Here is a 22,974-nt window from a genome sequence, read left to right as displayed (position 1 = left end):
GAATGCTATTTTTTATGGCGACTTTCCTGGATCTGAAAGTTGGCACGTCAAATGCAATACCTATAGCGTAGATGCTCATTCCACCTCTTATGTTCGCCTTCGGCTTCATAAACCCTGGGAATGACGCAGAGCCGATTTAGGGTGCCTATCGCCCACGAGAACGATGACTAACCCGTCATCACGCTCAGGGCAAAACGTTGAGTGAGGCACCGCCCCTGTTGTCCTAGACCTGATTGCTTCTTTATACACTTGCCATACGGCAAGTGTTTTTTTTTGCGCCACAGAAAACCCTGGGCAAAAAAAAGCGCGGCATCGGAGCCGCGCTTTTCTCACTTGGGCAGGGCATTATTCGCCGCCGTTCTGTTTCAGCGTCAACATCAGTCCCTCACGTCGCATCTGCGCCGCTTCATCCGAACGATGCAGTTTTTCCAGCGTATCGGCCAACCAGGCGTAGTCGTAAGCATCCGGGCGCTGTTTCAACGCTTCGCGGAAGGCGTCGGCCGCTTGCTGCCACTCGCCATGCTTCATCAGCAGTTGCCCCAGCGTGCTGTTCAGCAGCGGCGTCGCGCCGTGTTGCTTCATCTGCTGACGCAGCGCTTTTTCCAACTGCTCGGGGTTGCCGGACTTCAGCCGCGGCAGCAACAGCACCAGGCGCTCGTCATATTGGCGCTTCAGGCTGTCGAGCACAATCTCCTGCGCCAGTTCGTGGTCGTTGCATTCGATCAGGTGCTCCACCATCGCGATTTGCAGCGGCACTTCGTGACGCGTCTTGCGGCTCTGATCTTTCCACCAGCGCTTCAGGCCTTCGCTGCCTTCGTCCGCCATCGCCTGATTCATCAGCCCGATATAAGCCTGTTGCTGCAATGCCTGCAGCTGCTCTTCACTGTGCAGCTCGATTTTACGCATCGACGGCAGCACTTCCAGCAGCGACGCGTAGGCGCCGGTGCGCAGATAGGCTTGTTCCGCCAGGCGCAACACTTCCGGATGGCGCGGCGCCTGGTTCAGCAGGCGATCGACGCCGTGGCGCGCGGCATGGTTCTCGCCCTGCGCCAGCTGGATGCGAACCCGGGTGATATCCACCGGCAGCTGATCGGTATCGGCGGCTTCAGCGGCGCGCTCCAGATATTGGTTGGTACGGAAGTCATCGCCGCGTTGTTGTGCGGCCTCGGCGGCCAGCAGGTAGTTCACCACCGGCTGTTCGGCGTGGGCGGCGTTGCGCGTCATCAGCTTTTCAACCTGCTTGTAGTCGCCTTCCGCCAGTTTGATCAGCGCGGCTTTGGTTTGCTGGCGCGCGCGGGTGCGCTTGCGGCCGATAAACCAACCGCGCGTGCGGGCGCCGGTACGGAAGATGCGGCGCAGGATCCACTCGATCGCCAGCAGCACCACGAACAGCAGCACCAGCATGATCACCAGGCCGGTGACACTGGTTTCAATATTGTAGTTATCGGTCTGGATCAGCACATAGCCCTGATGCCCGGCCAACATCGGCCCGAGCACCACGCTGGCGATCACCACCAGGAACAGAAATAGCACGCGTAACATGGCTTAACCCTCCTGGTGAGCGGCAGGGGACTGGGTCATCAGGTTGCGCACCCGGGTCTGCATCACTTTTTCCAGCAGCGGCTGGCTCTTCAGCTGATCCGGCACATCCATCGAGATCGACTGTTGGCTCAGGTTGTCCAGCTCTTCCAGGAAGGCCTTGGTCGCCGGGTCGGTGGTGTCGAAATAGGCGCGCACCCAGGTGGAGACGGTTTCCAGCGACTGCTTGTAGGTCTCGTTCTGATGGCGCGCGATGGCCTGTGCGGCCACCAGCAGGCGCGAACGGATGTTCTCGCGCAGGTAGATGTCCTGGTTCGGCGCCAGCAGCGGTTCGGCGCTGGTGTCGCGGCGGCGGATGGTGATGAAGTCGGCCATGAAATTGCGCCAGCTCTTGGCCAGGTTCTGCCGCCATTCGCCGATCGAGCCGGAGAGCTCGCTGCTGTTTTGATCCATCGGCGCTTCGTCGGTGTCGTTGTCCGCCAGGCGCAGGTTATCCACCTGATTGGACAGCTGATTGACCTTGAGGATGATGCCGTCGTAATCGACCTGGGTCAGCGTGGAAAGTGTGCTGATGTCTTCGGTAATGGCGCGGCGCACGTCGAGCAGGCTCGGATCGTTCATGTCCGCCAGGCTGGCGTCGGCGCTTTTCAGCAGCGCGGCGGCGCTGGTCACGTCTTGATCGCTCCACAGCTTGCGGCCGGCCATTTTCACCAGGAAATCGGCCTGCGCCAGCAGCCAGGTTTTGGCGTCGCTGCCGGAGATGGTCGCCACTTTTTCCTGCAGCTCGCTCAGTTGGCGCGCCAGATTCGCCTGCTCGCGATCGGCGGCGTCCAGGGTTTTACCCTGCTGCTGCAGCAGGCCTTCCAGCGCATTTCTTTCCTGCTGTTGGCTCTGCTTTACGCCTTCAAGCTGCTGTTGCAGCGCCTGATTGGCGGCGATCAGCTGTTGCGCCTGCTTGTGCGTGTGGTAATAGCCGCCCGCGCCGAGGGCGATGACCAGCACGATAGCGATCGCGCCGAGCACCGGGCCGGTGTTCTTGCCTTTGCGGCTGGCAGCGGCTGGCTGCTGGGAGCTCTCAACCGCGGTGGTTGGCTCTTCAACCGGGGCGGATGGGGTATTTTGTTCCGTCATAGTGGCACATCCCATAGTCAGATTATTGTAGCGCGCGGATCAGCGCGTCATTATCGGCGTTGTCAGCTACCCGAATCGTACGCCAGCCCAAATCCCGGGCGAGGGTAGCCAGGCGTTCGCTCACTACTACCAGGCGGCAACGCAGCAGCCATGAAGAACGATAGTAATCAGGAACTAAAGTATAGAGCTGTTGTAACATTTCACCGCTGGTCACCACCAGCGTATCCACACCGGCGCGTTGCCAGTGGGCGCTTTGCTCGCTGCCGTCATAGTGCACCGGGCTGCGTTGATAGCATTCATAATAGCTGACGTCGGCGCCGCGCTCGCTCAGCGTCGACCCCAACAGTTCGCGGCCGCCGTTGCCGCGTAAAATCAGCGCGCGTTTGCCCGCCAGCTTTTGCAGCGCCGGCAGCAGCAGCAGCGTTTCGCTGATCTCGCGTTCGCGCGGGTACTCCACCGGCAAACTGCTGATGCGGTGCAGCGCCAGCCCGGTGGTGCGGCCGATGGCGTAATAAGCCAGGTGAGCGGGCCAGCTCAGCCCGGCGCGGCCAATGACCGAATCGGCATAGTTCACCGAATGCTGCGACAGCACGAACACCAGATCGCCGGCGCTAAGCTGCTGCAACGCCTGCGGCAGCTGCGGCAGATCGCCGCCGGGGGCGAAGTCGATCAGCGGCGCATGATAGGCAACCCGGCCGAGTGCGCGCAGCCGGCTCACTAACAGCTCCCCCGAAGGCGATGGGCGGGTTACCAGGATCGTCATGCCGGCGGATTTCCCTGATAAACCTCGCGCAGGATCTCGCGCGCGCCGCGCGCCAGCAGCTCTTCCGCCAGCTCAACGCCCATCCGTTCGGCTTCGGCGGCCGGGCCGCGGCGTTCGCCGCGCACCATCTGGCTGCCGTCCGGCGCGCCGACCAGGGCGCGCAGCCACAGGCTGTCGCCATCCAGTTCGGCATAACTGCCGATCGGCACCTGGCAGCCGCCTTCCAGGCGGGTATTCATCGCCCGCTCGGCGCGCACGCGGGTTTCGGTGGCCGCATGGTTCAGCGGCGCCAGCAGCGCGCGGGTGACGCTGTCGTCGAGACGGCATTCAATGCCGACTGCACCCTGGCCGACCGCCGGCAGACACTCTTCGGCGCTCAGCGGGCTGCGGATGCGTTGCTCCAGACCTAAACGCTTCAGGCCGGCCACCGCCAGGATAATCGCGTCGTAGTCGCCGTTGTCCAGCTTGGCCAGGCGAGTGCCGACGTTGCCGCGCAGGTCGCGCACGATCAGATCCGGGCGGCGTTCACGCAGCTGGCACTGACGGCGCAGGCTGGAGGTGCCGACCACGCTGCCCAGCGGCAGCTGATCGAGCGAGGCGAAACGATTGGAAACAAAAGCGTCGCGCGGATCTTCGCGTTCGCAAATGGTGGTCAAACCGAGCCCGGCAGGAAAATCGACCGGCACGTCTTTCATCGAATGCACGGCGATGTCGGCGCGGCCTTCCAGCAGCGCGAGCTCGAGTTCTTTAACAAACAGGCCTTTACCGCCGACTTTCGCCAACGGCGTATCCAGAATAACGTCGCCGCGGGTGACCATCGGCACCAACTCGACCTGCAGGCCGGGATGGCAGGCCATCAGACGTTGCTGCACATAATGTGCTTGCCAAAGTGCAAGCGGGCTTTGTCGGGTGGCAATTCGAATAATTTTGTCTAACATGCTTGTTACCGTTTTTATATTTCGCCATCCATCCTACCACTGAGAGTCAATACTGTCAGTGCAAGAAGCCGGAGGCGGAAAAAGGACAACGGAATCAAAGGGACGTGTGATGTGCTTTGGGGCAGTTAACACTGCGGGTAAATCGTTTAGGGAAGCGCTACAATAATTGTGAAGCGTTACCTCCTTTACGGTCAATCAGCAAGGTGTTAAATTGATCACGTTTCCAGCAATAAGTCGCCAAATATTCTTCTTACACTAACGGCGCTTATGGAATACGGGTTTTTTTCTAAACACCGGGATAATCAGGCGAGACGTCTTGTACCTCTACATCGAGACATTGAAGCAGAGACTGGATGCGATCAATCAGCTACGCGTCGATCGCGCCCTGGCGGCTATGAAGCCCGCGTTTCAACGGGTATACAGTCTGCTGCCCACCTTACTGCACCACCACCACCCGCTGATGCCGGGTTACCTGAACGGTAACGTTCCCCACGGCATTTGCCTCTACACGCCTGATGAAACTCAACAAGAATACCTGAACGATTTAGAAGACAAATGGGGCAGCCCGTTTGACAAACCGGCCAGCGGCGAGCTGCCGATCACCGGCGTCTATTCGATGGGCAGCACCTCGTCTATCGGCCAAAGCTGCAGCTCGGATCTCGACATCTGGGTCTGCCACCAGTCCTGGCTGGACAACGAAGAACGCACCCGCCTGCAGCAAAAATGCAGCCTGCTTGAGAAGTGGGCCGCCTCGATGGGGGTGGAAGTCAGCTTCTTCCTGATCGACGAAAACCGTTTCCGCCATAATGAAAGTGGCAGCCTGGGCGGCGAAGACTGCGGCTCGACGCAGCACATCCTGTTGCTCGACGAGTTCTACCGCACCGCGGTGCGCCTGGCCGGCAAACGTATCTTGTGGAACATGGTGCCGGGCGAAGAAGAAGCGCACTACGATGAATACGTGTTGTCTCTGTACGCGCAGGGCGCGCTGACGCCGAACGAGTGGCTGGATCTCGGCGGCCTGAGTTCGCTGTCGGCGGAAGAGTACTTCGGCGCCAGCCTGTGGCAGCTGTACAAGAGCATCGATTCGCCTTACAAGGCGGTGCTGAAGACCCTGCTGCTGGAAGCCTATTCCTGGGAATACCCCAATACCCAGCTGCTGGCGACGGACATCAAACATCGCCTGCATCAGGGTGAGATCGTCAGCTTCGGGCTCGACGCCTACTGCATGATGCTCGAGCGCGTCACTCGCTACCTGACCGACATCAACGACACCACCCGCCTCGATCTGGCCCGCCGCTGTTTCTACCTGAAAGTGTGTGAAAAGCTGTCGCTGGCCAAGGCCTGCGTCGGCTGGCGGCGCGAGATCCTCAGCCAGTTGGTCAGCGAGTGGGGCTGGAGCGACGAGCGTCTGGCGATGCTGGACAACCGCGCCAACTGGAAGATCGAGCGGGTGCGCGAAGCGCATAACGAGTTGCTCGATGCGATGATGCAGAGCTACCGCAACCTGATCCGTTTCGCCCGCCGCAATAACCTCAGCGTCAGCGCCAGCCCGCAGGATATCGGCGTGCTGACCCGCAAACTGTATGCGGCGTTCGAAGCGCTGCCCGGCAAGGTGACGCTGGTGAACCCGCAGATTTCACCGGACCTGTCGGAAAACGATTTAACCTTTATTCACGTGCCGGTTGGCCGCGCCAACCGCACCGGCTGGTACCTGTACAATCAGGCGCCGGCCATGGATTCGATCGTCAGCCATCAGCCGCTGGAATATAACCGCTACCTGAACAAGCTGGTGGCCTGGGCCTATTTCAACGGCCTGCTGACGCCGCAGACCCGCCTGCACATCAAGAGCGGCAACCTGTGCGACACCGCCAAGCTGCAGGAGCTGGTGGCCGACGTTTCTCATCACTTCCCGCTGCGCCTGCCGGCGCCGACGCCGAAAGCGCTGTACAGCCCGTGCGAGATTCGCCATCTGGCGATCATCGTCAATCTGGAAAACGATCCGACCGCCGCCTTCCGCAATCAGGTGGTGCACTTCGATTTCCGCAAGCTGGACGTGTTCAGCTTCGGCCAGCAGCAGCAGTGTTTGGTGGGCAGCATCGATCTGCTGTACCGCAACTCCTGGAACGAAGTGCGTACCCTGCATTTCAGCGGCGAGCAGTCGGTGCTGGAAGCATTGAAAACCATTCTCGGCAAAATGCACCAGGACGCCGCGCCGCCGGAGTCGGTGGAAGTGTTCTGCTACAGTCAGCACCTGCGCGGCCTTATTCGCACCCGCATTCAGCAGCTGGTGTCGGAGTGCATCGAGCTGCGCCTGTCCAGCACCCGGCTGGAACCCGGCCGCTTCAAGGCGGTGCGCGTCGCCGGGCAAACCTGGGGGCTGTTCTTCGAGCGCCTGAGCGTGTCGGTGCAGAAGCTGGAGAACGCGGTGGAGTTTTACGGCGCCATCTCCAACAACAAGCTGCACGGCCTGTCTATCAAGGTGGAAACCGATCAGGTGCATCTGCCGCCGGTGGTGGACGGCTTCGCCAGCGAGGGGATCATCCAGTTCTTCTTCGAAGACACTTCAGACGACAAGGGCTTCAACATCTATATTCTGGATGAGTCGAATCGGGTGGAGGTGTATCACCACTGCGAGGGCAGCAAAGAGGAGCTGGTGCGTGACGTCAGCCGCTTCTATTCCTCGTCGCACGACCGCTTTACCTACGGCTCCAGCTTCATCAACTTCAACCTGCCGCAGTTCTATCAAATCGTGCAGCTCGACGGGCGCACGCAGGTGATCCCGTTCCGCAGCAACGTGCTGTCCAGCCTGTGCGTGACGGTGGCCGACGGCGCCGCTCAGCCGCTGAAGCAGCAGTTCCAGCTGCATTGACGCCGCAAGGGCTCGGTTGCCGAGCCCTGCTTAGCCTCAGGAAAAACTCAGTTCCTCGCCGGCCTGCGCGCTGGCCGCTTCGCTGAGCAGTTGGTAAAACGGCTGCCCGCTGCGATCGCATAGCCAAACGCCGTCGCGGTAGTTGAAGTGGTAACCGCCGGCCTTGGTGGCGAGCCACACCTGGTGCAGCGGCTCCTGGCGGTTGATGACGATTTTGGTGCCGTTTTCGAAGCTCAGCGTCATCACGCCGCCATGGGTTTCGTAATCGATGTCCGCATCGCCGTCAAAATCGTCCAGTGTCTCTTCAATATTCAGCATCAGCTGGTCGGCCAACTGGTGAAACTCGCTGTCGTTCATATTCAATTCCTATTGCTTTTCATGATCCACCTGCGATTATAGAGACCTTGGACGCATGAATTACAGGCATTAATGCAAATGAAAAAACAACTACGCTATGCGCTGATGGCAGTTCTGGTTACCGGCCTCGCCGGCTGTGGTCTGAAAGGCCCGCTTTACTTCCCGCCTGCCGACTCCGCCGGCCAGAAACCGGCCAAGCCGCCGGTGCAAACGGGCGATCAGGTGCAAAAGAACCAGCAGGAGCAGTCTGGCTCTCAGCAAAAACCGTCGATGGTTGACCAGTAACACCCTGTTTGCGGTGGCGAGCGCCGCCGTAAAATCAAGACGGATAGCGCGTCCAGATAGCGGAGTATGATATGCAGTTCTCCAAAATGCACGGTCTGGGCAACGACTTTATGGTGGTCGATGCCGTTACACAGAATGTCTATTTTTCACCTGAGCTGATCCGCCGGCTGGCCGATCGGCACCTGGGCGTCGGCTTTGACCAGATGCTGGTGGTAGAACCGCCTTACGATCCCGAACTGGATTTTCACTACCGAATTTTTAACGCCGACGGCAGCGAAGTGGCGCAGTGCGGCAACGGCGCGCGTTGCTTCGCGCGCTTCGTGCGGCTGAAAGGGCTGACCAACAAACGCGACATCCGCGTCAGCACCCAAACCGGGCGCATGGTGCTCAGCGTCACCGACGACGATCTGGTGTGCGTCAACATGGGTGAGCCGAATTTCGACCCGCAGGCGGTGCCGTTCCGCGCCGCCAAGGCTGAAAAGACCTACATCATGCGCGCGGCGGAACATACCGTGTTGTGCGGCGTGGTGTCGATGGGCAACCCGCATTGTGTTTTGCAGGTGGACGACGTAAACACCGCCAAGGTGGAGCTGCTCGGGCCGGTGCTGGAAGGGCATGAACGCTTCCCGGAACGGGCCAACATCGGCTTTATGCAGGTGGTCAGCCGCGATCATATCAAGCTGCGCGTTTATGAGCGCGGCGCCGGTGAAACGCAGGCCTGCGGCAGCGGCGCCTGTGCGGCGGTGGCGGTGGGGATCCAACAGGAATTGCTGTCAGAAGAAGTGCATGTAGAGCTGCCGGGCGGCAGCCTGCATATTCGCTGGAAAGGGCCGGGCAACCCGCTGTTTATGACCGGTCCGGCAACCCATGTCTATGACGGATTTATTCATCTATGAAAAGCGTAGAAGAACAGAGCGTCGCCGGCCTGGCGCTGGATGACGACACCGTGATGCAGTATCTGCTGCAGAACCCGGATTTCTTTATTCGCAACGCGCGCCAGGTTGAGCAGATGCGCGTGCCTCACCCGGTGCGCGGCACCGTTTCGCTGGTGGAATGGCATCTGGCCCGCCAGCGCAATCATATCGAACGGCTGGAAGAAGAGATCACGCTGCTGATGGAGCAGGCCAGCGCCAACGAAGGGCTGTTCGCCAGGCTGCTGCACCTGCAGGCCGATCTGGCCACCGCCGACAGCTTGCAGGACATGCTCAACCGGCTGCAGCGCTGGGCGCGCGGCTTCGGTTTGGCCGGCGCCACGGTGCGTCTGTTCGCCGAGCGCTGGAATATCGGCGCGCCTTCCGATTTCACCCATCTGGCGCTGACGCGTTCGGCGTTCGAGCCGTTCCGCATCCAGCGGCTGGGCAGCGAACAACACTACCTCGGCGGCCTGAACGGCCCCGAACTGCTGCTGCTGTTGCCGCAGGCCAAACAGATCGGCCAGATTGGTTCGGTAGCGCTGTCAATGCTGGGCGACGATGGCGAGCTGGGCATGGTGATCTTCAGCAGCCGCGATACGCAACATTATCAGCAGGGCATGGGCACGGTAATGCTCAATCAACTGGCGCGCATGCTGCCGGAATTGCTGGAACGCTGGATCGAACGCGCATGACGCCGATTGCGCCCAGCCTGCAGCAGCCGGTGGACGCTTTTCTGCGTTATCTCAAGGTAGAACGGCAACTCAGCCCGCTGACGCAGCTCAGCTATTCACGCCAGCTGACGGCGCTGATGTGCCTGGCGCAGGAGATCGGCGTCACCGACTGGGCGGCGCTGGATGCCGCCCGGGTGCGCATGCTGGCGGCGCGCAGCAAACGCGCCGGCCTGCAGTCCGCCAGCCTGGCGCTGCGGCTCTCTTCGTTGCGCAGTTTCCTCGACTGGCTGGTCAGCCAGGGCGTGCTGCACGCCAACCCGGCCAAAGGCATCCGCACGCCGCGCAGCGGTCGCCATCTGCCGAAAAATATCGACGTCGATGAAATGAACCAACTGCTGGAGATCGATCTCAACGATCCGCTGGCGGTGCGCGATCGCGCCATGCTGGAGGTGATGTACGGCGCCGGCCTGCGTCTTTCCGAGCTGGTGGGGCTGGATTGCCGCCATGTCGATATGGCGGCCGGCGAGGTGTGGGTGATGGGGAAAGGCAGCAAAGAGCGTAAACTGCCGATCGGACGCACCGCCGTCACCTGGCTGGAACACTGGCTGGCGATGCGCGATCTGTTTGGGCCGCAGGATGATGCGATGTTTCTGTCCAATCAGGGGCGACGCATCTCGACGCGCAACGTGCAAAAGCGCTTCGCCGAATGGGGCGTGAAACAGGGCGTCAACAGCCACATTCACCCGCACAAACTGCGTCACTCCTTTGCTACCCACATGCTGGAGTCCAGCGGCGACCTGCGCGCGGTGCAGGAGCTGCTCGGCCACGCCAACCTGACCACCACGCAAATTTATACCCACCTCGACTTTCAACATCTGGCGAACGTGTACGATGCCGCGCATCCGCGCGCCAAACGGGGGAAATCCTGATGCATTTTTATCGCCCGCTGCGCCCGCTGGCGGCGCTGACTTTCGATCTGGACGACACGCTGTATGACAACCGTCCGGTGATCCGGCAAACCGAGCAGCAGTCGGTGGCCTTCCTGCAGAGCTACCATCCCGGCCTGAACAGCTTCCAGTCGGCGGATTTCCACCGCCTGCGCCAGGAGCTGCGCGAGCAGGATCCGGAGATCTACCACGACGTCACCCAGTGGCGCTGGCGCGCCATTCATCTGGCGCTGAGCCGGCAGGGGCTGCGCGATGCCGAGGCGGCGGTCGGGGCCGATGCGGCGATGCAGAACTTCGCGCTGTGGCGCAGCCGCATCGAAGTACCGGAAGCGACCCACGCCACGCTGAAGGCGCTGGCCGCGCGCTACCCGCTGGTGGCGATCACCAACGGCAACGCCGATCCGGCGCAGTGCGGCCTGGACGGTTACTTCCAGTTCGTGTTGCGATCCGGGCCGGACGGGCGCGCCAAACCGTACCAGGACATGTATCACCTGGCCGTCGAACGGCTGGGCGTGGCGCCCGGGCAGATCCTGCACGTGGGCGACGATCTGACTACCGACGTCGCCGGTGCGCTGCGCGCGGGGCTACAGGCCTGTTGGATCAACGATCGGCAACGCAGCCTGATGCAGGCCGCCGACAGCCGCCTGCTGCCGCATATTGAGATTTCGCAGTTGGCATCGCTGACAGCATTGTTATAATCCCTGCCAGAACTCTGTATAAATTTCCAGTGAAAAACCCGTCACCGGCGGGTTTTCCCTTAACCATTAGTGGTGCCTATGGACGTCTCCGATCTGCTCGACAGCCTGAATGAAAAACAACGTGAAGCCGTGGCGGCGCCGCGCAGCAACCTGTTGGTTCTGGCCGGAGCGGGCAGCGGCAAGACGCGGGTGCTGGTGCATCGCATCGCCTGGCTGCTGTCGGTGGAGAACTGCTCGCCGTATTCGATCATGGCGGTGACCTTCACCAACAAGGCGGCGGCGGAAATGCGTCACCGTATCGAACATCTGATCGGCACCAGCCAGGGCGGCATGTGGATCGGCACCTTCCACGGCCTGGCGCATCGTCTGTTGCGCGCCCATCACCTGGAGGCCAACCTGCCGCAGGATTTCCAGATCCTCGACAGCGATGACCAGCTGCGGTTGCTCAAGCGCATCATCAAGGCGCTGAACGTCGACGAGAAGCAGTGGCCGCCGCGTCAGGCGATGTGGTACATCAACGGCAAGAAAGATGAGGGCCTGCGCCCGCAGCACGTCGAAACTTACAACAACCCGGTGGAGGCCACCTGGCTGCGCATCTACCAGGCCTATCAGGAAGCCTGCGATCGCGCGGGGCTGGTGGATTTCGCCGAGCTGCTGCTGCGCGCGCACGAGCTGTGGCTGAACAAGCCGCATATCCTCAACCACTACCGCGAACGTTTCACCAACGTGCTGGTGGATGAATTCCAGGATACCAACAGCATCCAGTACGCCTGGATCCGCTTGCTGGCGGGCGGCAACAGCAGCGTGATGATCGTCGGCGACGATGACCAGTCAATCTACGGTTGGCGCGGCGCGCAGGTGGAAAACATCCAGCGTTTCCTGAAGGATTTCCCCGGCGCGGAAACCATCCGCCTGGAGCAGAACTACCGTTCCACCAGCAACATCCTGAAAGCGGCCAACACCCTGATTGCCAACAACGACGGGCGCATGGGCAAAAACCTGTGGACCGAAGGCGGTGAAGGCGAGCCGATTTCCCTCTACTGCGCCTTCAACGAACTCGACGAAGCGCGCTTCGTGGTCAACCGCATCAAGACCTGGCAAGACAACGGCGGGGCGCTGAACGATTGCGCCATTTTGTACCGCAGCAACGCCCAGTCGCGGGTGCTGGAAGAGGCGCTGCTGCAGACGGCGATGCCGTACCGCATCTACGGCGGCCAGCGCTTCTTCGAACGCCAGGAAATCAAGGATGCGCTGGCTTACCTGCGCCTCATTTCCAACCGCAACGACGACGCAGCCTTCGAGCGCGTGGTCAACACCCCGACGCGCGGCATCGGCGATCGCACCCTCGACGTGGTGCGCCAGGCGGCGCGCGATCGCCAGCTGACGCTGTGGCAGGCGACGCGCGAGCTGATGCAGGACAAGGTGTTGGCCGGCCGCGCCGCGTCGGCGCTGCAGCGTTTCATCGAACTGGTGGAATCGTTGGCCCATGAAACCGCCGACATGCCGCTGCACGTGCAGACCGACCGGGTGATCCGCGACTCCGGGCTGTTCATCATGTATGAACAGGAGAAGGGCGAGAAGGGGCAGGCGCGTATCGAAAACCTCGAGGAACTGGTGACGGCGACGCGCCAGTTCAGCTATCAGGACGAAGATCAGGATCTGATGCCGCTGCAGGCGTTCCTGTCGCATGCGGCGCTGGAAGCGGGCGAAGGCCAGGCCGACGCCTATCAGGACGCGGTGCAGCTTATGACTCTGCACTCGGCCAAGGGGCTGGAGTTCCCGCTGGTGTTTATCGTCGGCATGGAAGAGGGCATGTTCCCGAGCCAGATGTCGCTGGATGAAGGCGGCCGTCTGGAGGAGGAGCGCCGTCTGGCCTATGTGGGCGTAACGCGCGCCATGCAGAAGCTGACGCTGACCTATGCCGAAACGCGCCGTCTGTACGGCAAAGAGGTTTACCATCGGCCGTCGCGCTTTATCGGCGAACTGCCGGAGGAGTGCGTGGAAGAAGTGCGCCTGCGCGCCAGCGTATCGCGCCCGGTCAATCACCGCCGCATGGGCACGCCGATCAGCGAGAACGATACCGGCTATAAGCTGGGCCAGCGCGTGCGCCATCCCAAGTTTGGCGAAGGCACCATCGTCAATCTGGAGGGCAGCGGCGAGCACAGCCGGCTGCAGATCGCCTTCCCGGGCGAGGGCATCAAATGGCTGGTGGCGGCCTACGCGCGTTTGGAAACGGTCTAACGAGAGAGGCGTTGCAGGGGCAAGCCCCTGCAACCTTTCACGATCAGTGAGGGTAGCGGTCGCCAACCTGTGCGGTGGCGTACCAGCGCATCACCGCTTCGGTACCTTCGCCGCCTTCCTGCGGCGCCCACGGCATGCAGTCTTCTTCGGTCAGCGCCTGATACGGCCCCTGCTTCACTTCGAACACTACGCCGCCGGCATCGACCGACAGCACCGCATGCCAGGTAAAGGCCGGCATCTCCAGCACTTTGGTTTCTTCGCCGAGCAGGGTGCGCTGCGTCACGACGCCGTCATCGTTGAACTGTAACACGACAAAACGGCCGCGCAGCGGCGTCAGCAGCTCCCAGGTTTGCGGGTGGCGGTGCGGGCGGATATAGGTGCCGGGTTCCATGGCGATCGCCAGGCGTTGCACCGGGTCGCTCAGCTCTTCATGTAGGGTGCGGTGCGCGCGCAGGCGGGCCACGCTGGCGGCCTGTTCGCTCATCGCGGTCAGTTCATGGGCGGTAATCTGTTTCATCGTTTAAATCCGCATGCTTGTCGTACCATTAGGGTGATGTCATCTTAGCAACATTCTGGGAGGTGGTAAGCGATCGCCGCGACTTTTTCAGTACGGTTTAAGCGCCATTTCTGCCATTGATCATCGTGATGATTTGTTGCGCAATTATCCCGCCTAACGTGTTGACAGGCTTTTTCTTCTCGGCGTAACATGCGCGCACTATTATCATTGAGGACAGACGCCTTGGACACACCCAGTAGATACTGGCTCACTGACCTGCGCCGCAGGTATAACTTCTAAGGCTCTCCGTTTTTGCTGATAGCCTTCGTGGTTGTCGGCGACCCCGCAAAGCGTCGCTATGAGTCAGATCTCTTCATGGTCTGAAACAAATCGGTGATACGCATCCCCTCTGTTTCTGTGCTTCAACGCGTTGTCCGCACCCGTTACCTTCACGGAGTTTTGGCACATGCTGAGCGCTTTTAAATTAGATAACCGCCGCTTGTCCCGTCTGGAACTGGACGACTCGGATGATCTCACGTCATCGCTGTGGGTTGATCTGGTCGAGCCGGAAGAGGGCGAGCGTGAGCGCGTGCAGAATGAGCTGGGACAAAGCCTGGCGACGCGTCCCGAACTGGACGACATCGAAGCCTCCGCCCGTTTCTTCGAAGACGAAGACGGTCTGCATATCCACTCCTTCTTCTATTTCGAAGATGCGGAAGACCACGCCGGCAACTCCACGGTGGCCTTCACCATCCGCGACGGCCGCCTGTATACCCTGCGCGAGCGCGAACTGCCGGCGTTTCGCCTGTACCGCATGCGCGCCCGCAACCAGACCATGCTCGAAGGCAACGCCTACGAACTGCTGCTGGATTTGTTCGAAACCAAGATTGAACAGCTGGCGGATGAGATAGAGAACATCTACAGCGATCTGGAACAGCTTAGCCGGGTGATCATGGAAGGGCATCAGGGCGACGAATACGACGCCGCGCTGTCGACGCTGGCGGAGCTGGAAGATATCGGCTGGAAGGTGCGTTTGTGTCTGATGGATACCCAGCGCGCGCTCAACTTCCTGGTGCGCAAGGCGCGTTTGCCGACCGGCCAGCTGGAGCAGGCGCGTGAAGTGCTGCGCGACATCGAATCCCTGCTGCCGCACAACGAATCGCTGTTCCAGAAGGTGAACTTCCTGATGCAGGCGGCGATGGGCTTCATCAACATCGAACAGAACCGCATCATCAAGATCTTCTCGGTGGTGTCGGTGGTATTCCTGCCGCCTACGCTGGTGGCCTCCAGCTACGGCATGAACTTTGAATTCATGCCGGAACTGAAATGGTCGTTCGGCTACCCGGGCGCCATCACCTTGATGATCCTGGCGGGTCTGGCCCCTTACCTGTACTTCAAGCGCAAGAACTGGCTGTAACCCGGCGGCGCCGGGCTCAGCGCAGCTTGCGCTGGGTATAGAGCGCGTCGAGGGTGAACAGGATCAGCGCCGCCCAGATAAAGCCGAAGGTCACCAGCTTGTCCTGGCCGACGGTCTCGCCGTAGAAGGTGACCGCCAGCAGGAACATCAGCGTCGGGCCGAGATACTGGAAGAAACCGAGCGTCGACAGGCGCAGCCGGGTAGCCGCCGCGGTGAAGCACAGCAGCGGCACGGTGGTGACGATGCCGGCGGCGACCAGCAGCAGATTCAGCGACCACGGGTTGGCGCTCAGGTGGCTGGTGGGGCTGTCGGCGAACAGGAACAGGTAGCCCGCCGCCACCGGCAGCAGCCACAGCGTTTCAATCAGCATGCCGGTCTGCGCGTCGATGGCGATTTTCTTGCGCAGCAGACCGTAGAAGGCGAAGCTGAACGCCAGGCCCAGACCGATGATCGGCAACGAACCGAACTGCCAGAGCTGCACCAGCACCCCGGTGAACGCCAGCGCCACCGCCACCCACTGCATGCGGCGGAAACGTTCGCCGAGAAACAGCATCCCCAACAGCACGTTAACCAGCGGGTTGATGAAGTAGCCCAGGCTGGCTTCCAGCATATGGTGGTTGTTCACCGCCCAGATGAACAGCAGCCAGTTGCCGCCGATCAACAGCGCGGTGACCGCCAGCAACAGCAGCCGTTTGCGGTTTTGGCAGGCGGCGCGCACTTTCTGCCAGTTGCGGCCCAGCGTGATCAGCGCCAGCATGAAGAAAAACGACCAGATGATCCGGTGGGTGAGGATCTCGTCCGCGGATACTTGCTGGATCAGTTTGAAATAGGCCGGGGCGATGCCCCACATAAAATAGGCGGCCAGGGCGAAGAAAATGCCCTGACGCGTTTGCTTTGCGTCCATGACGTCACTCTGGTGGGGAACGTAAGATGCGGTGAGTGTACTGAAGTCGCTCACCGCACACAATCATCAGCCGACCAGATAGGTGGCGGTAGCGGTGGCGATATGCAGGCCGTCGTGGTTATGCAGTTCTACGCGCGCGACGGCGACCTTGTTGCCGCTGCGCAGCACGCTGGCGGAGGCGACGAAGTGTTCGCCGCGGCCGGGGCGCAGATAGTCGACGCGCAGATCGATGGTGCCCATACGCGACAGTTTGGCGGCGATCTCTTCTTCGATCAGCGGCTCCAGGCGCGTCAGCACGCCGCCGGCGCAAGCCAGCCCGGCGGCGACGTCGAGCACCGCGGCGATCACGCCGCCGTGCAGAATTTCCTGCGCGGCGTTGCCCACCAGCTTGCGCTGGTTGGTAAAGCTCAGCTCGACGTAGTCATCGTCGAAGCGGCGCAGCTCCAGGCCAAGCTCGCGGTTGAACGGCATGTGGTAGACAAAGATTTCGCCGATCTTGCGGCGGGCGGCTTCCAGGGTCAGAGCAGTGGTCGACATAGCGGGGTTCCGTTTTTCTTTTGCGTTTTAAGGGAGCTAACTGGTCAGTCCAGGTTAATGGAATGTTGATTTTATGCTTAACCTTTGTTGCTTTCCAGACTATTCCAATAAAACCGGACCACGCTGCGGTAAATCCTCCTTTGTGTGTAAAATGGCCTGATTTTTTCCGGGCTTGCCCTTTTTCGTTGGAGTAAGGAGAGGTTATGCGCATTTTGTCAGGGATCGTTTCCGCCACGCTGCTGATGCCGGCGCTGGCATTGGCTGAGGAAGCCAAAGAGCAGCAGATTCACGATAAGCCGGCGGTGCGCGGCAGCATTATCGCCAACCTGCTGCAGGAGCACGATAATCCATTCACGCTGTATCCTTACGATCCCAATTACCTGCTGTACACCGACACCAGCGATATCAACAAAGAAGCCATCAAGACGTACAACTGGGCCGACAAGGCGCGCAAGGACGAGGTGAAATACCAGCTTAGCCTGGCGTTTCCGCTGTGGCGGGGCATTGCCGGCGACAACTCGGTGCTCGGCGCGTCTTATACTCAGCGCTCCTGGTGGCAATTGTCCAACCGCGGCGAGTCTTCGCCGTTCCGCGAGACCAACTACGAGCCGCAGCTGTTCGTGGGGTGGGCGACCGATTACCGCTTTGCCGGCTGGACGCTGCGCGATGTTGAAATCGGCGTTAACCATCAGTCTAACGGCCGCTCGGATCCGACGTCGCGCAGCTGGAATCGCGGCTATGCGCGGCTGATGGCGCAAAATGGCAACTGGCAGGTGGATCTCAAGCCCTGGTTCCGCTTCTCGGAGAGCTCGAGCAACGACGACAACCCGGACATCACCAAATACATGGGATACTACCGGTTGAAGGTCGGTTACGCCTGGGGCGACAGCGTGTTCAGCGTCGACAGCCACTACAACTGGAACAGCGGCTACGGCGGCGCGGAACTGGGCTGGAGTTACCCGATCACCCGCAACGTGCGTTTCTATACCCAGGTGTTCAGCGGCTACGGCGAATCGCTGATCGACTATAACTTCCGGCAGACACGGGTGGGCGTTGGTGTCATGCTGAACGATATTATGTAATCATACCCGATGGGTGTGTACCGATGAAAAAATGGGGAAGTGTGTGTCAACCGCAGCAGTGATTAACAGAGAGTTGCTGGCCGAGCAGGTATTGCGCGATACCTTCGGCTACCAGCAATTCCGTCCGGGCCAACAAACGATTATCAACGCCGCGATCGGCGGGCAGGATTGCCTGGTGGTGATGCCGACCGGCGGCGGCAAGTCGTTGTGCTACCAAATCCCGGCGCTGGTGATGGACGGCCTGACCCTGGTGGTTTCCCCGCTGATCTCGCTGATGAAGGACCAGGTCGATCAGCTGTTGGCCTACGGCGTTTCCGCCGCCTGCTACAACTCGACGCAAACCCGCGAGGAGCAGCTGGACGTCATGGCCGGCTGCCGCAACGGCACCATCAAGATGCTGTACATCGCGCCGGAGCGGCTGATGATGGAAAGCTTCCTCAACCTGCTCGATCACTGCCCGCCGGCGATGCTGGCGGTGGATGAGGCGCACTGCATCTCCCAATGGGGCCACGATTTCCGGCCGGAATACCGCGCGCTGGGTCAGCTGAAACAGCGCTTCCCGTCGATGCCGGTGATCGCGTTGACCGCCACCGCCGACGAGGCCACCCGCGGCGATATCGTGCGCCTGCTGTCGCTGCAGGATCCGCTGGTGCAGGTCAGCAGCTTCGACCGGCCGAACATCCGCTACACGCTGGTGGAAAAATTCAAACCGCTCGATCAGCTGTGGCGCTTCGTGCAGGATCAGCGCGGCAAGAGCGGCATTATCTATTGCAACAGCCGCGCCAAGGTGGAAGACACCGCCGCGCGCCTGCAAAGCCGCGGGCTGAGCGTCGGCGCTTATCACGCCGGGCTGGACAACGATCGCCGCGCCCAGGTGCAGGAAGCGTTCCAGCGTGACGATCTGCAGGTGGTGGTGGCCACCGTCGCCTTCGGCATGGGCATCAACAAACCCAACGTGCGTTTCGTGGTGCATTTCGACATCCCGCGCAATATCGAATCCTATTATCAGGAGACCGGCCGCGCCGGGCGCGACGGCCTGCCGGCCGAAGCCATCCTGCTGTACGATCCGGCCGATATGGCCTGGCTGCGCCGCTGCCTGGAGGAGAAACCCGCCGGGCAACAGCTGGACATCGAGCGCCACAAGCTGAACGCCATGGGCGCGTTCGCCGAGGCGCAAACCTGCCGCCGCCTGGTGCTGCTCAACTACTTTGGCGAAGGCAAGCACGAGAACTGCGGCAACTGCGATATCTGCCTCGATCCGCCCAAGCGCTACGACGGGCTGGAGGACGCGCGCAAGGCGCTGTCCTGCGTGTATCGCGTCGGCCAGCGCTTTGGCCTCGGGTACATCGTGGAAGTGCTGCGCGGCGCCAACAACCAGCGTATTCGCGAATATGGCCACGACAAGCTGCCGGTGTACGGCATCGGCCGCGATCAGACCACCGAACACTGGACCAGCGTGCTGCGTCAGCTGATCCACCTGGGTTTTATCACCCAGAACATCGCCATGCACTCGGCGCTGCAATTGACCGAGGCGGCGCGCCCGGTGTTGCGCGGCGAGGTGGCGCTGCAGCTGGCGGTGCCGCGCATTCAGAGCCTGAAGTCGCGCAGCAGCGCCAATCAGAAATCCTATGGCGGCAATTACGATCGCAAGCTGTTCGCCAAGCTGCGCAAACTGCGCAAATCGATCGCCGACGAAGAAAACATTCCTCCCTACGTGGTGTTCAACGACGCCACGCTGCTGGAAATGGCCGAACAGATGCCGATCAAGGCCGGCGATCTGCTGAGCGTCAACGGCGTCGGCCAGCGCAAACTGGAGCGTTTCGGCGCGCCCTTTATGGCGATGATCCGCGACCATCTCGACAATGATGAAGACTGAGGGCGATAAATCATGCTAATGCTGTTTCTCACCGTGGCGCTGGTGCATCTGATTGCGCTGATGAGCCCGGGGCCGGACTTCTTTTTCGTGTCGCAAACCGCCGCCAGCCGCTCGCGCCGCGAGGCGATGATGGGCGTGGTCGGCATTTCGCTCGGCATCGTGGTGTGGGCCGGCGTGGCCTTGATGGGGCTGCACCTGATCCTGCAGAAGATGGCCTGGCTGCATCAGATCATCATGGTCGGCGGCGGGATGTACCTGTGCTGGATGGGGTGGCAACTGCTGCGTTCCGCGCGGGCGCAGCAAGCTCCGCCGGCGGCGGAGGCCCAGGTGGCGTTGCCCAAGGCCGGGCGCAGCTTTATTCGCGGCTTCCTGACCAATCTGTCCAACCCGAAAGCGGTGATCTATTTCGGCAGCGTGTTCTCGCTGTTCGTCGGCGACAGCGTTGGCGCCGGAGCGCGCTGGGGGCTGTTCTTGCTGATCGTCGCCGAGACCTTCGTCTGGTTCAGCCTGGTGGCGGTGGTGTTCGCGCTGCCGGCGATGCGCCGCGGCTATCAGCGGTTGGCCAAGTGGATAGACGGGGTGGCGGGCGTGCTGTTTACCGGCTTCGGGTTACACCTGATCTTTACCCGCTGATCGGCGGTGACATGCCCAAGGCCGAGCAGCGATGCCCGGCCTTTTTTGTCAGGCTTTGCGGGCAGTCGCCAGCAGCCCCGCCACCAGAATGAACAGCGAACCGAACAGTCGGTTGAGCAACTGCATCTGGCGCGGCGTTCTCAGCCAGCCGGCGATGCGCGTCGCCAGAGTGGCGTAACCGATCATCACCAGAATATCCACCACCACGGTGGTGACGCCGAGCACCAGATACTGCTCGGCCTGCGGCTGATTGGGCAAGATGAACTGTGGGAACAGCGCGGCGAGAAACACGATGCTTTTCGGGTTGGTCAGGTTGACCAGCACCGCGCGGCGGAACAGACGGCGGCGCGGCATGCTGCCCGCCAGCGCATGCAGATCCAGCGCGCCGGCGGCGCGCCACTGCTGGATGCCGAGCCACACCAGGTAGGCGGCGCCCAACCATTTCAACAGTTCGAACGCCAGCAGCGATTGCGATATCAGCGCGCCGAGACCGATGCCCACCAGCACGATGTGCGCGCTCAGCCCGATCTGCAGCCCGGCGATCGAGGCGGCGGCGCCGCGATAGCCGTGGCTGATGCCGGTGCTCATGGTATTGATGGCGCCTGAGCCGGGGGAAAGGCTCAGGATAAGCGTGGTCAGCAGATAGGTTAACCACCAGTCCAAGGTCATGGTGCTTCGGCTCCCTGAAAGTGTCGTTTTGTGCCACAATGCGCCGAGGCGGCGCCGTTTTTGTCAGAATTGAATCACAATACGCTAGTATGATTTCTTGTGCCAGCGGTCACATTTTCCGCCGGCCCCACAGGGAAAACGCTCTCGATGACCTCGTTCACTCTCAGCTCCGATGACTGGTTAACGCGTGAAACGCAGTTCGCTGCCTTCGCCACCGGGCCGCTGCTGGATTTCTGGCGGCAGCGCGAAGAAGGCGAATTCAGCGGCGTGGACGGCGTGCCGATCCGCTTTGTGCGCTTCAGTTCTGCGCGGCATCAGCGAGTGGTGGTGGTCAGCCCCGGCCGCATCGAAAGCTACGTGAAATACCCTGAGGTGGCCTACGATCTGTTCCACTGCGGCTACGACGTGGTGATCGTCGATCATCGCGGCCAGGGGCGTTCCGGGCGTTTACTGGCGGATACGCACCGCGGTCATGTGGTAAACTTCGCCGACTACGTGGACGATTTCGAACAGCTGTGGCTGCGCGAGGTCGAATCGCGCGGTTATCGACAGCGCTTCGCGCTGGCGCATTCGATGGGCGGCGCGATCCTGGCGCAGTTCCTGCAGCGCCGGCCGCAGGCGTTCGACGCGGCGGCGTTTTGCGCGCCGATGTTCGGCATCCGGTTGCCGATGCCGGGTTGGCTGGCCGATCGCATTCTCGACTGGGCGGAGACCCGCCCGGCGATCCGCGACTATTACGCGGTGGGCACCGGCCAGTGGCGTCCGTTGCCCTATGTGGTCAACGTGTTGACCCATAGCCGCGAGCGTTACCGGCGCAGCCTGCGTTATTATGCCGATTACCCCGAGCTGCAGGTGGGCGGGCCGACCTACCATTGGGTGCGGGAGAGCATCCGCGCCGGCCGGCAGATTATCGCGCGGGCCGGGAAGATCACCACGCCGCTGTTGCTTTTGCAGGCCGGTGAAGAACGGGTAGTCGACAACCGTTCGCACCAGGCTTTTTGTCAGGCTCTGTCAGACGCGGGGCGCCCTTGCGAAGGGGGGCTCCCGTGGGTTATCAACGGCGCACGCCATGAGATCCTGTTCGAGCGGGACGCGCTGCGCGCCGAAGCACTGAACGCAATTCTGCGCTTCTTTGCTCAACACTTAGGCGGTGCGCTGCCGCCGACAACTCCATCAGAGGTTAGAACATAACGCTATGTATCACGTCGTCGCTTCCGATTTAGATGGCACGCTGCTGTCTCCCGACCATACCCTGTCGCCGTACGCTAAAGAAACGCTGAAGTTGCTGACTCAGCGCGGCGTGCATTTCGTGTTCGCCACCGGCCGCCACCATATCGACGTGGCGCAGATCCGCGACAGCCTGGAGATCAGCGCCTTTATGATCACCTCCAACGGCGCACGGGTGCACAACACCGCCGGCGAACTGATTTTCAGCCACAACCTGGACGGGGATATCGCCCGCGATCTGTACGGCATGCTGCACGACGATCCGGATATCACCACCAACGTCTACCGTAACGACGATTGGTTTACCAACCGCGAAAGCCCGGAGCAGGAAGAGTTCTTCCAGGAGTCGGTGTTCAAATATCAGCTGTTTGAGCCGGGCCTGCTGGAAACCGACGGCGTCTGCAAGGTTTACTTCACCTGTGAAGATCACGAGCGGTTGCTGCAGGTGGAAGACGCCATCAACGCGCGCTGGGGCGATCGGGTCAACGTCAGCTTCTCGTTCCCGACCTGCCTGGAAGTGATGGCGGGCGGCGTGTCGAAAGGGCATGCGCTGGAAGAAGTGGCCAAGATCATCGGCTATACGCTGCAAGAGTGCATCGCCTTCGGCGACGGCATGAACGATCTGGAGATGTTGTCGATGGCCGGCAAGGGCTGCATCATGCGCGACGCGCATCAGCGCCTGAAGGACATGCTGCCGGAGCTGGAAGTGATCGGCTCCAACGTCGATAACGCGGTGCCGCACTACCTGCGCAAGATGTTCCTCTGAAATAACCATTAAAT

General features: G+C 61.3%; 22 protein-coding genes. 13 read left to right on the top strand and 9 right to left on the bottom strand.

The features are described from left to right. Positions 1-345 precede the first annotated feature (345 nt). From hemY to hemC, 4 genes are read right to left on the bottom strand one after another with little or no spacing between them, the layout of a single operon-like run. Positions 346-1,542: a protoheme IX biogenesis protein HemY gene (hemY, locus tag WFM45_RS21210; protein ID WP_033631483.1), complete on the bottom strand. Its 1,197-nt coding sequence runs from the start codon at positions 1,540-1,542 to the stop codon at positions 346-348. Positions 1,543-1,545: 3 nt separating this feature from the next. Continuing rightward, positions 1,546-2,670 carry a uroporphyrinogen-III C-methyltransferase gene (gene hemX, locus WFM45_RS21205; protein ID WP_336957185.1) on the bottom strand — a complete coding sequence of 375 codons (1,125 nt, stop codon included), beginning with the start codon at positions 2,668-2,670 and terminating at the stop codon, positions 1,546-1,548. A gap of 22 nt (positions 2,671-2,692) precedes the next feature. Beyond that, the gene (gene hemD, locus WFM45_RS21200; protein WP_103086098.1) at positions 2,693-3,433 is read right to left on the bottom strand and encodes a uroporphyrinogen-III synthase; all 741 of its coding nucleotides are present in this window, start codon (positions 3,431-3,433) and stop codon (positions 2,693-2,695) included. Then, the gene (gene hemC / locus WFM45_RS21195) at positions 3,430-4,371 is read right to left on the bottom strand and encodes a hydroxymethylbilane synthase (protein WP_033631485.1); all 942 of its coding nucleotides are present in this window, start codon (positions 4,369-4,371) and stop codon (positions 3,430-3,432) included. Before hemC ends, hemD begins: the two co-directional genes overlap by 4 nt. A 316-nt stretch (positions 4,372-4,687) precedes the next feature. On the opposite strand from hemC, the gene WFM45_RS21190 reads away from it, so the two are divergent. Further along, complete coding sequence (locus WFM45_RS21190) at positions 4,688-7,240, top strand: class I adenylate cyclase (RefSeq protein ID WP_033631486.1); 2,553 nt, start codon at positions 4,688-4,690, stop codon at positions 7,238-7,240. Between the two features lie 36 nt (positions 7,241-7,276). On the opposite strand, the gene cyaY is transcribed toward WFM45_RS21190, so the two are convergent. Then, on the bottom strand, positions 7,277-7,597 hold the full coding sequence (gene cyaY, locus WFM45_RS21185; RefSeq protein ID WP_033631487.1) for an iron donor protein CyaY: 321 nt from the start codon (positions 7,595-7,597) through the stop codon (positions 7,277-7,279). Between the two features lie 78 nt (positions 7,598-7,675). Between cyaY and lptM the strand changes: the two genes are divergently transcribed. From lptM to uvrD, 6 genes are all read left to right on the top strand, one after another. After that, positions 7,676-7,882: an LPS translocon maturation chaperone LptM gene (lptM, locus tag WFM45_RS21180; protein ID WP_079007581.1), complete on the top strand. Its 207-nt coding sequence runs from the start codon at positions 7,676-7,678 to the stop codon at positions 7,880-7,882. A gap of 71 nt (positions 7,883-7,953) precedes the next feature. Next, entirely contained in the window at positions 7,954-8,778 is an 825-nt protein-coding gene (dapF, locus tag WFM45_RS21175) for a diaminopimelate epimerase (RefSeq protein WP_015376265.1), read from the top strand. After that, entirely contained in the window at positions 8,775-9,488 is a 714-nt protein-coding gene (locus WFM45_RS21170) for a DUF484 domain-containing protein (protein ID WP_004934247.1), read from the top strand. Before dapF ends, WFM45_RS21170 begins: the two co-directional genes overlap by 4 nt. Then, positions 9,485-10,396, top strand: coding sequence for a tyrosine recombinase XerC (gene xerC, locus WFM45_RS21165; protein ID WP_015376266.1), 912 nt, complete (start codon positions 9,485-9,487; stop codon positions 10,394-10,396). Before WFM45_RS21170 ends, xerC begins: the two co-directional genes overlap by 4 nt. Beyond that, positions 10,396-11,112 carry a 5-amino-6-(5-phospho-D-ribitylamino)uracil phosphatase YigB gene (gene yigB, locus WFM45_RS21160; RefSeq protein WP_033631490.1) on the top strand — a complete coding sequence of 239 codons (717 nt, stop codon included), beginning with the start codon at positions 10,396-10,398 and terminating at the stop codon, positions 11,110-11,112. The genes xerC and yigB overlap by 1 nt, the downstream gene beginning before the upstream one ends. 78 nt (positions 11,113-11,190) lie before the next feature. Continuing rightward, entirely contained in the window at positions 11,191-13,353 is a 2,163-nt protein-coding gene (uvrD, locus tag WFM45_RS21155; protein ID WP_015376268.1) for a DNA helicase II, read from the top strand. Positions 13,354-13,396: 43 nt separating this feature from the next. Here the strand turns inward: uvrD and WFM45_RS21150 are convergent, their stop codons facing one another. Beyond that, a complete protein-coding gene (locus WFM45_RS21150) occupies positions 13,397-13,870 on the bottom strand; it encodes a WbuC family cupin fold metalloprotein (protein ID WP_004934257.1) in 474 nt (157 codons plus the stop codon). Between the two features lie 445 nt (positions 13,871-14,315). Between WFM45_RS21150 and corA the strand changes: the two genes are divergently transcribed. Then, a complete protein-coding gene (gene corA, locus WFM45_RS21145) occupies positions 14,316-15,266 on the top strand; it encodes a magnesium/cobalt transporter CorA (RefSeq protein WP_004934262.1) in 951 nt (316 codons plus the stop codon). A 16-nt stretch (positions 15,267-15,282) separates the two neighbouring features. Here corA and rarD read toward each other — a convergent pair whose 3' ends face one another. Both rarD and WFM45_RS21135 read right to left on the bottom strand, forming a co-directional pair. Further along, positions 15,283-16,170: an EamA family transporter RarD gene (rarD, locus tag WFM45_RS21140; protein ID WP_033631492.1), complete on the bottom strand. Its 888-nt coding sequence runs from the start codon at positions 16,168-16,170 to the stop codon at positions 15,283-15,285. Positions 16,171-16,236: 66 nt separating this feature from the next. Further along, on the bottom strand, positions 16,237-16,707 hold the full coding sequence (locus tag WFM45_RS21135; protein WP_033631494.1) for a thioesterase family protein: 471 nt from the start codon (positions 16,705-16,707) through the stop codon (positions 16,237-16,239). Positions 16,708-16,910: 203 nt separating this feature from the next. Between WFM45_RS21135 and pldA the strand changes: the two genes are divergently transcribed. Genes pldA through rhtC form a run of 3 tightly spaced genes read left to right on the top strand, consistent with a single transcriptional unit; the run spans position 16,911 to position 20,298 of the window. Beyond that, positions 16,911-17,789 (top strand): phospholipase A, encoded by an 879-nt coding sequence (gene pldA, locus WFM45_RS21130; protein ID WP_004934270.1) that lies wholly within the window; start codon positions 16,911-16,913, stop codon positions 17,787-17,789. 43 nt (positions 17,790-17,832) lie between these two features. Then, on the top strand, positions 17,833-19,665 hold the full coding sequence (recQ, locus tag WFM45_RS21125) for an ATP-dependent DNA helicase RecQ (protein WP_004934274.1): 1,833 nt from the start codon (positions 17,833-17,835) through the stop codon (positions 19,663-19,665). Positions 19,666-19,677: 12 nt separating this feature from the next. Beyond that, positions 19,678-20,298, top strand: a complete 621-nt coding sequence (gene rhtC / locus WFM45_RS21120; protein ID WP_048326581.1) for a threonine export protein RhtC — start codon at positions 19,678-19,680, stop codon at positions 20,296-20,298. A 48-nt stretch (positions 20,299-20,346) separates the two neighbouring features. Here the strand turns inward: rhtC and rhtB are convergent, their stop codons facing one another. Continuing rightward, complete coding sequence (rhtB, locus tag WFM45_RS21115) at positions 20,347-20,967, bottom strand: homoserine/homoserine lactone efflux protein (protein ID WP_336957176.1); 621 nt, start codon at positions 20,965-20,967, stop codon at positions 20,347-20,349. Between the two features lie 147 nt (positions 20,968-21,114). On the opposite strand from rhtB, the gene pldB reads away from it, so the two are divergent. Then, complete coding sequence (pldB, locus tag WFM45_RS21110) at positions 21,115-22,158, top strand: lysophospholipase L2 (RefSeq protein WP_085337576.1); 1,044 nt, start codon at positions 21,115-21,117, stop codon at positions 22,156-22,158. 4 nt (positions 22,159-22,162) lie between these two features. Beyond that, positions 22,163-22,960, top strand: coding sequence for a sugar/pyridoxal phosphate phosphatase YigL (gene yigL / locus WFM45_RS21105; protein WP_004934290.1), 798 nt, complete (start codon positions 22,163-22,165; stop codon positions 22,958-22,960). The last annotated feature ends 14 nt before the right edge of the window (positions 22,961-22,974 follow it).

This window comes from Serratia sp. KG1D (genome assembly GCF_037150675.1).
GTDB lineage: Bacteria > Pseudomonadota > Gammaproteobacteria > Enterobacterales > Enterobacteriaceae > Serratia > Serratia nematodiphila.
The sequence above is the reverse complement of the archived record's forward strand: the minus strand, read 5'-3'. Positions and strand labels throughout refer to the sequence as shown.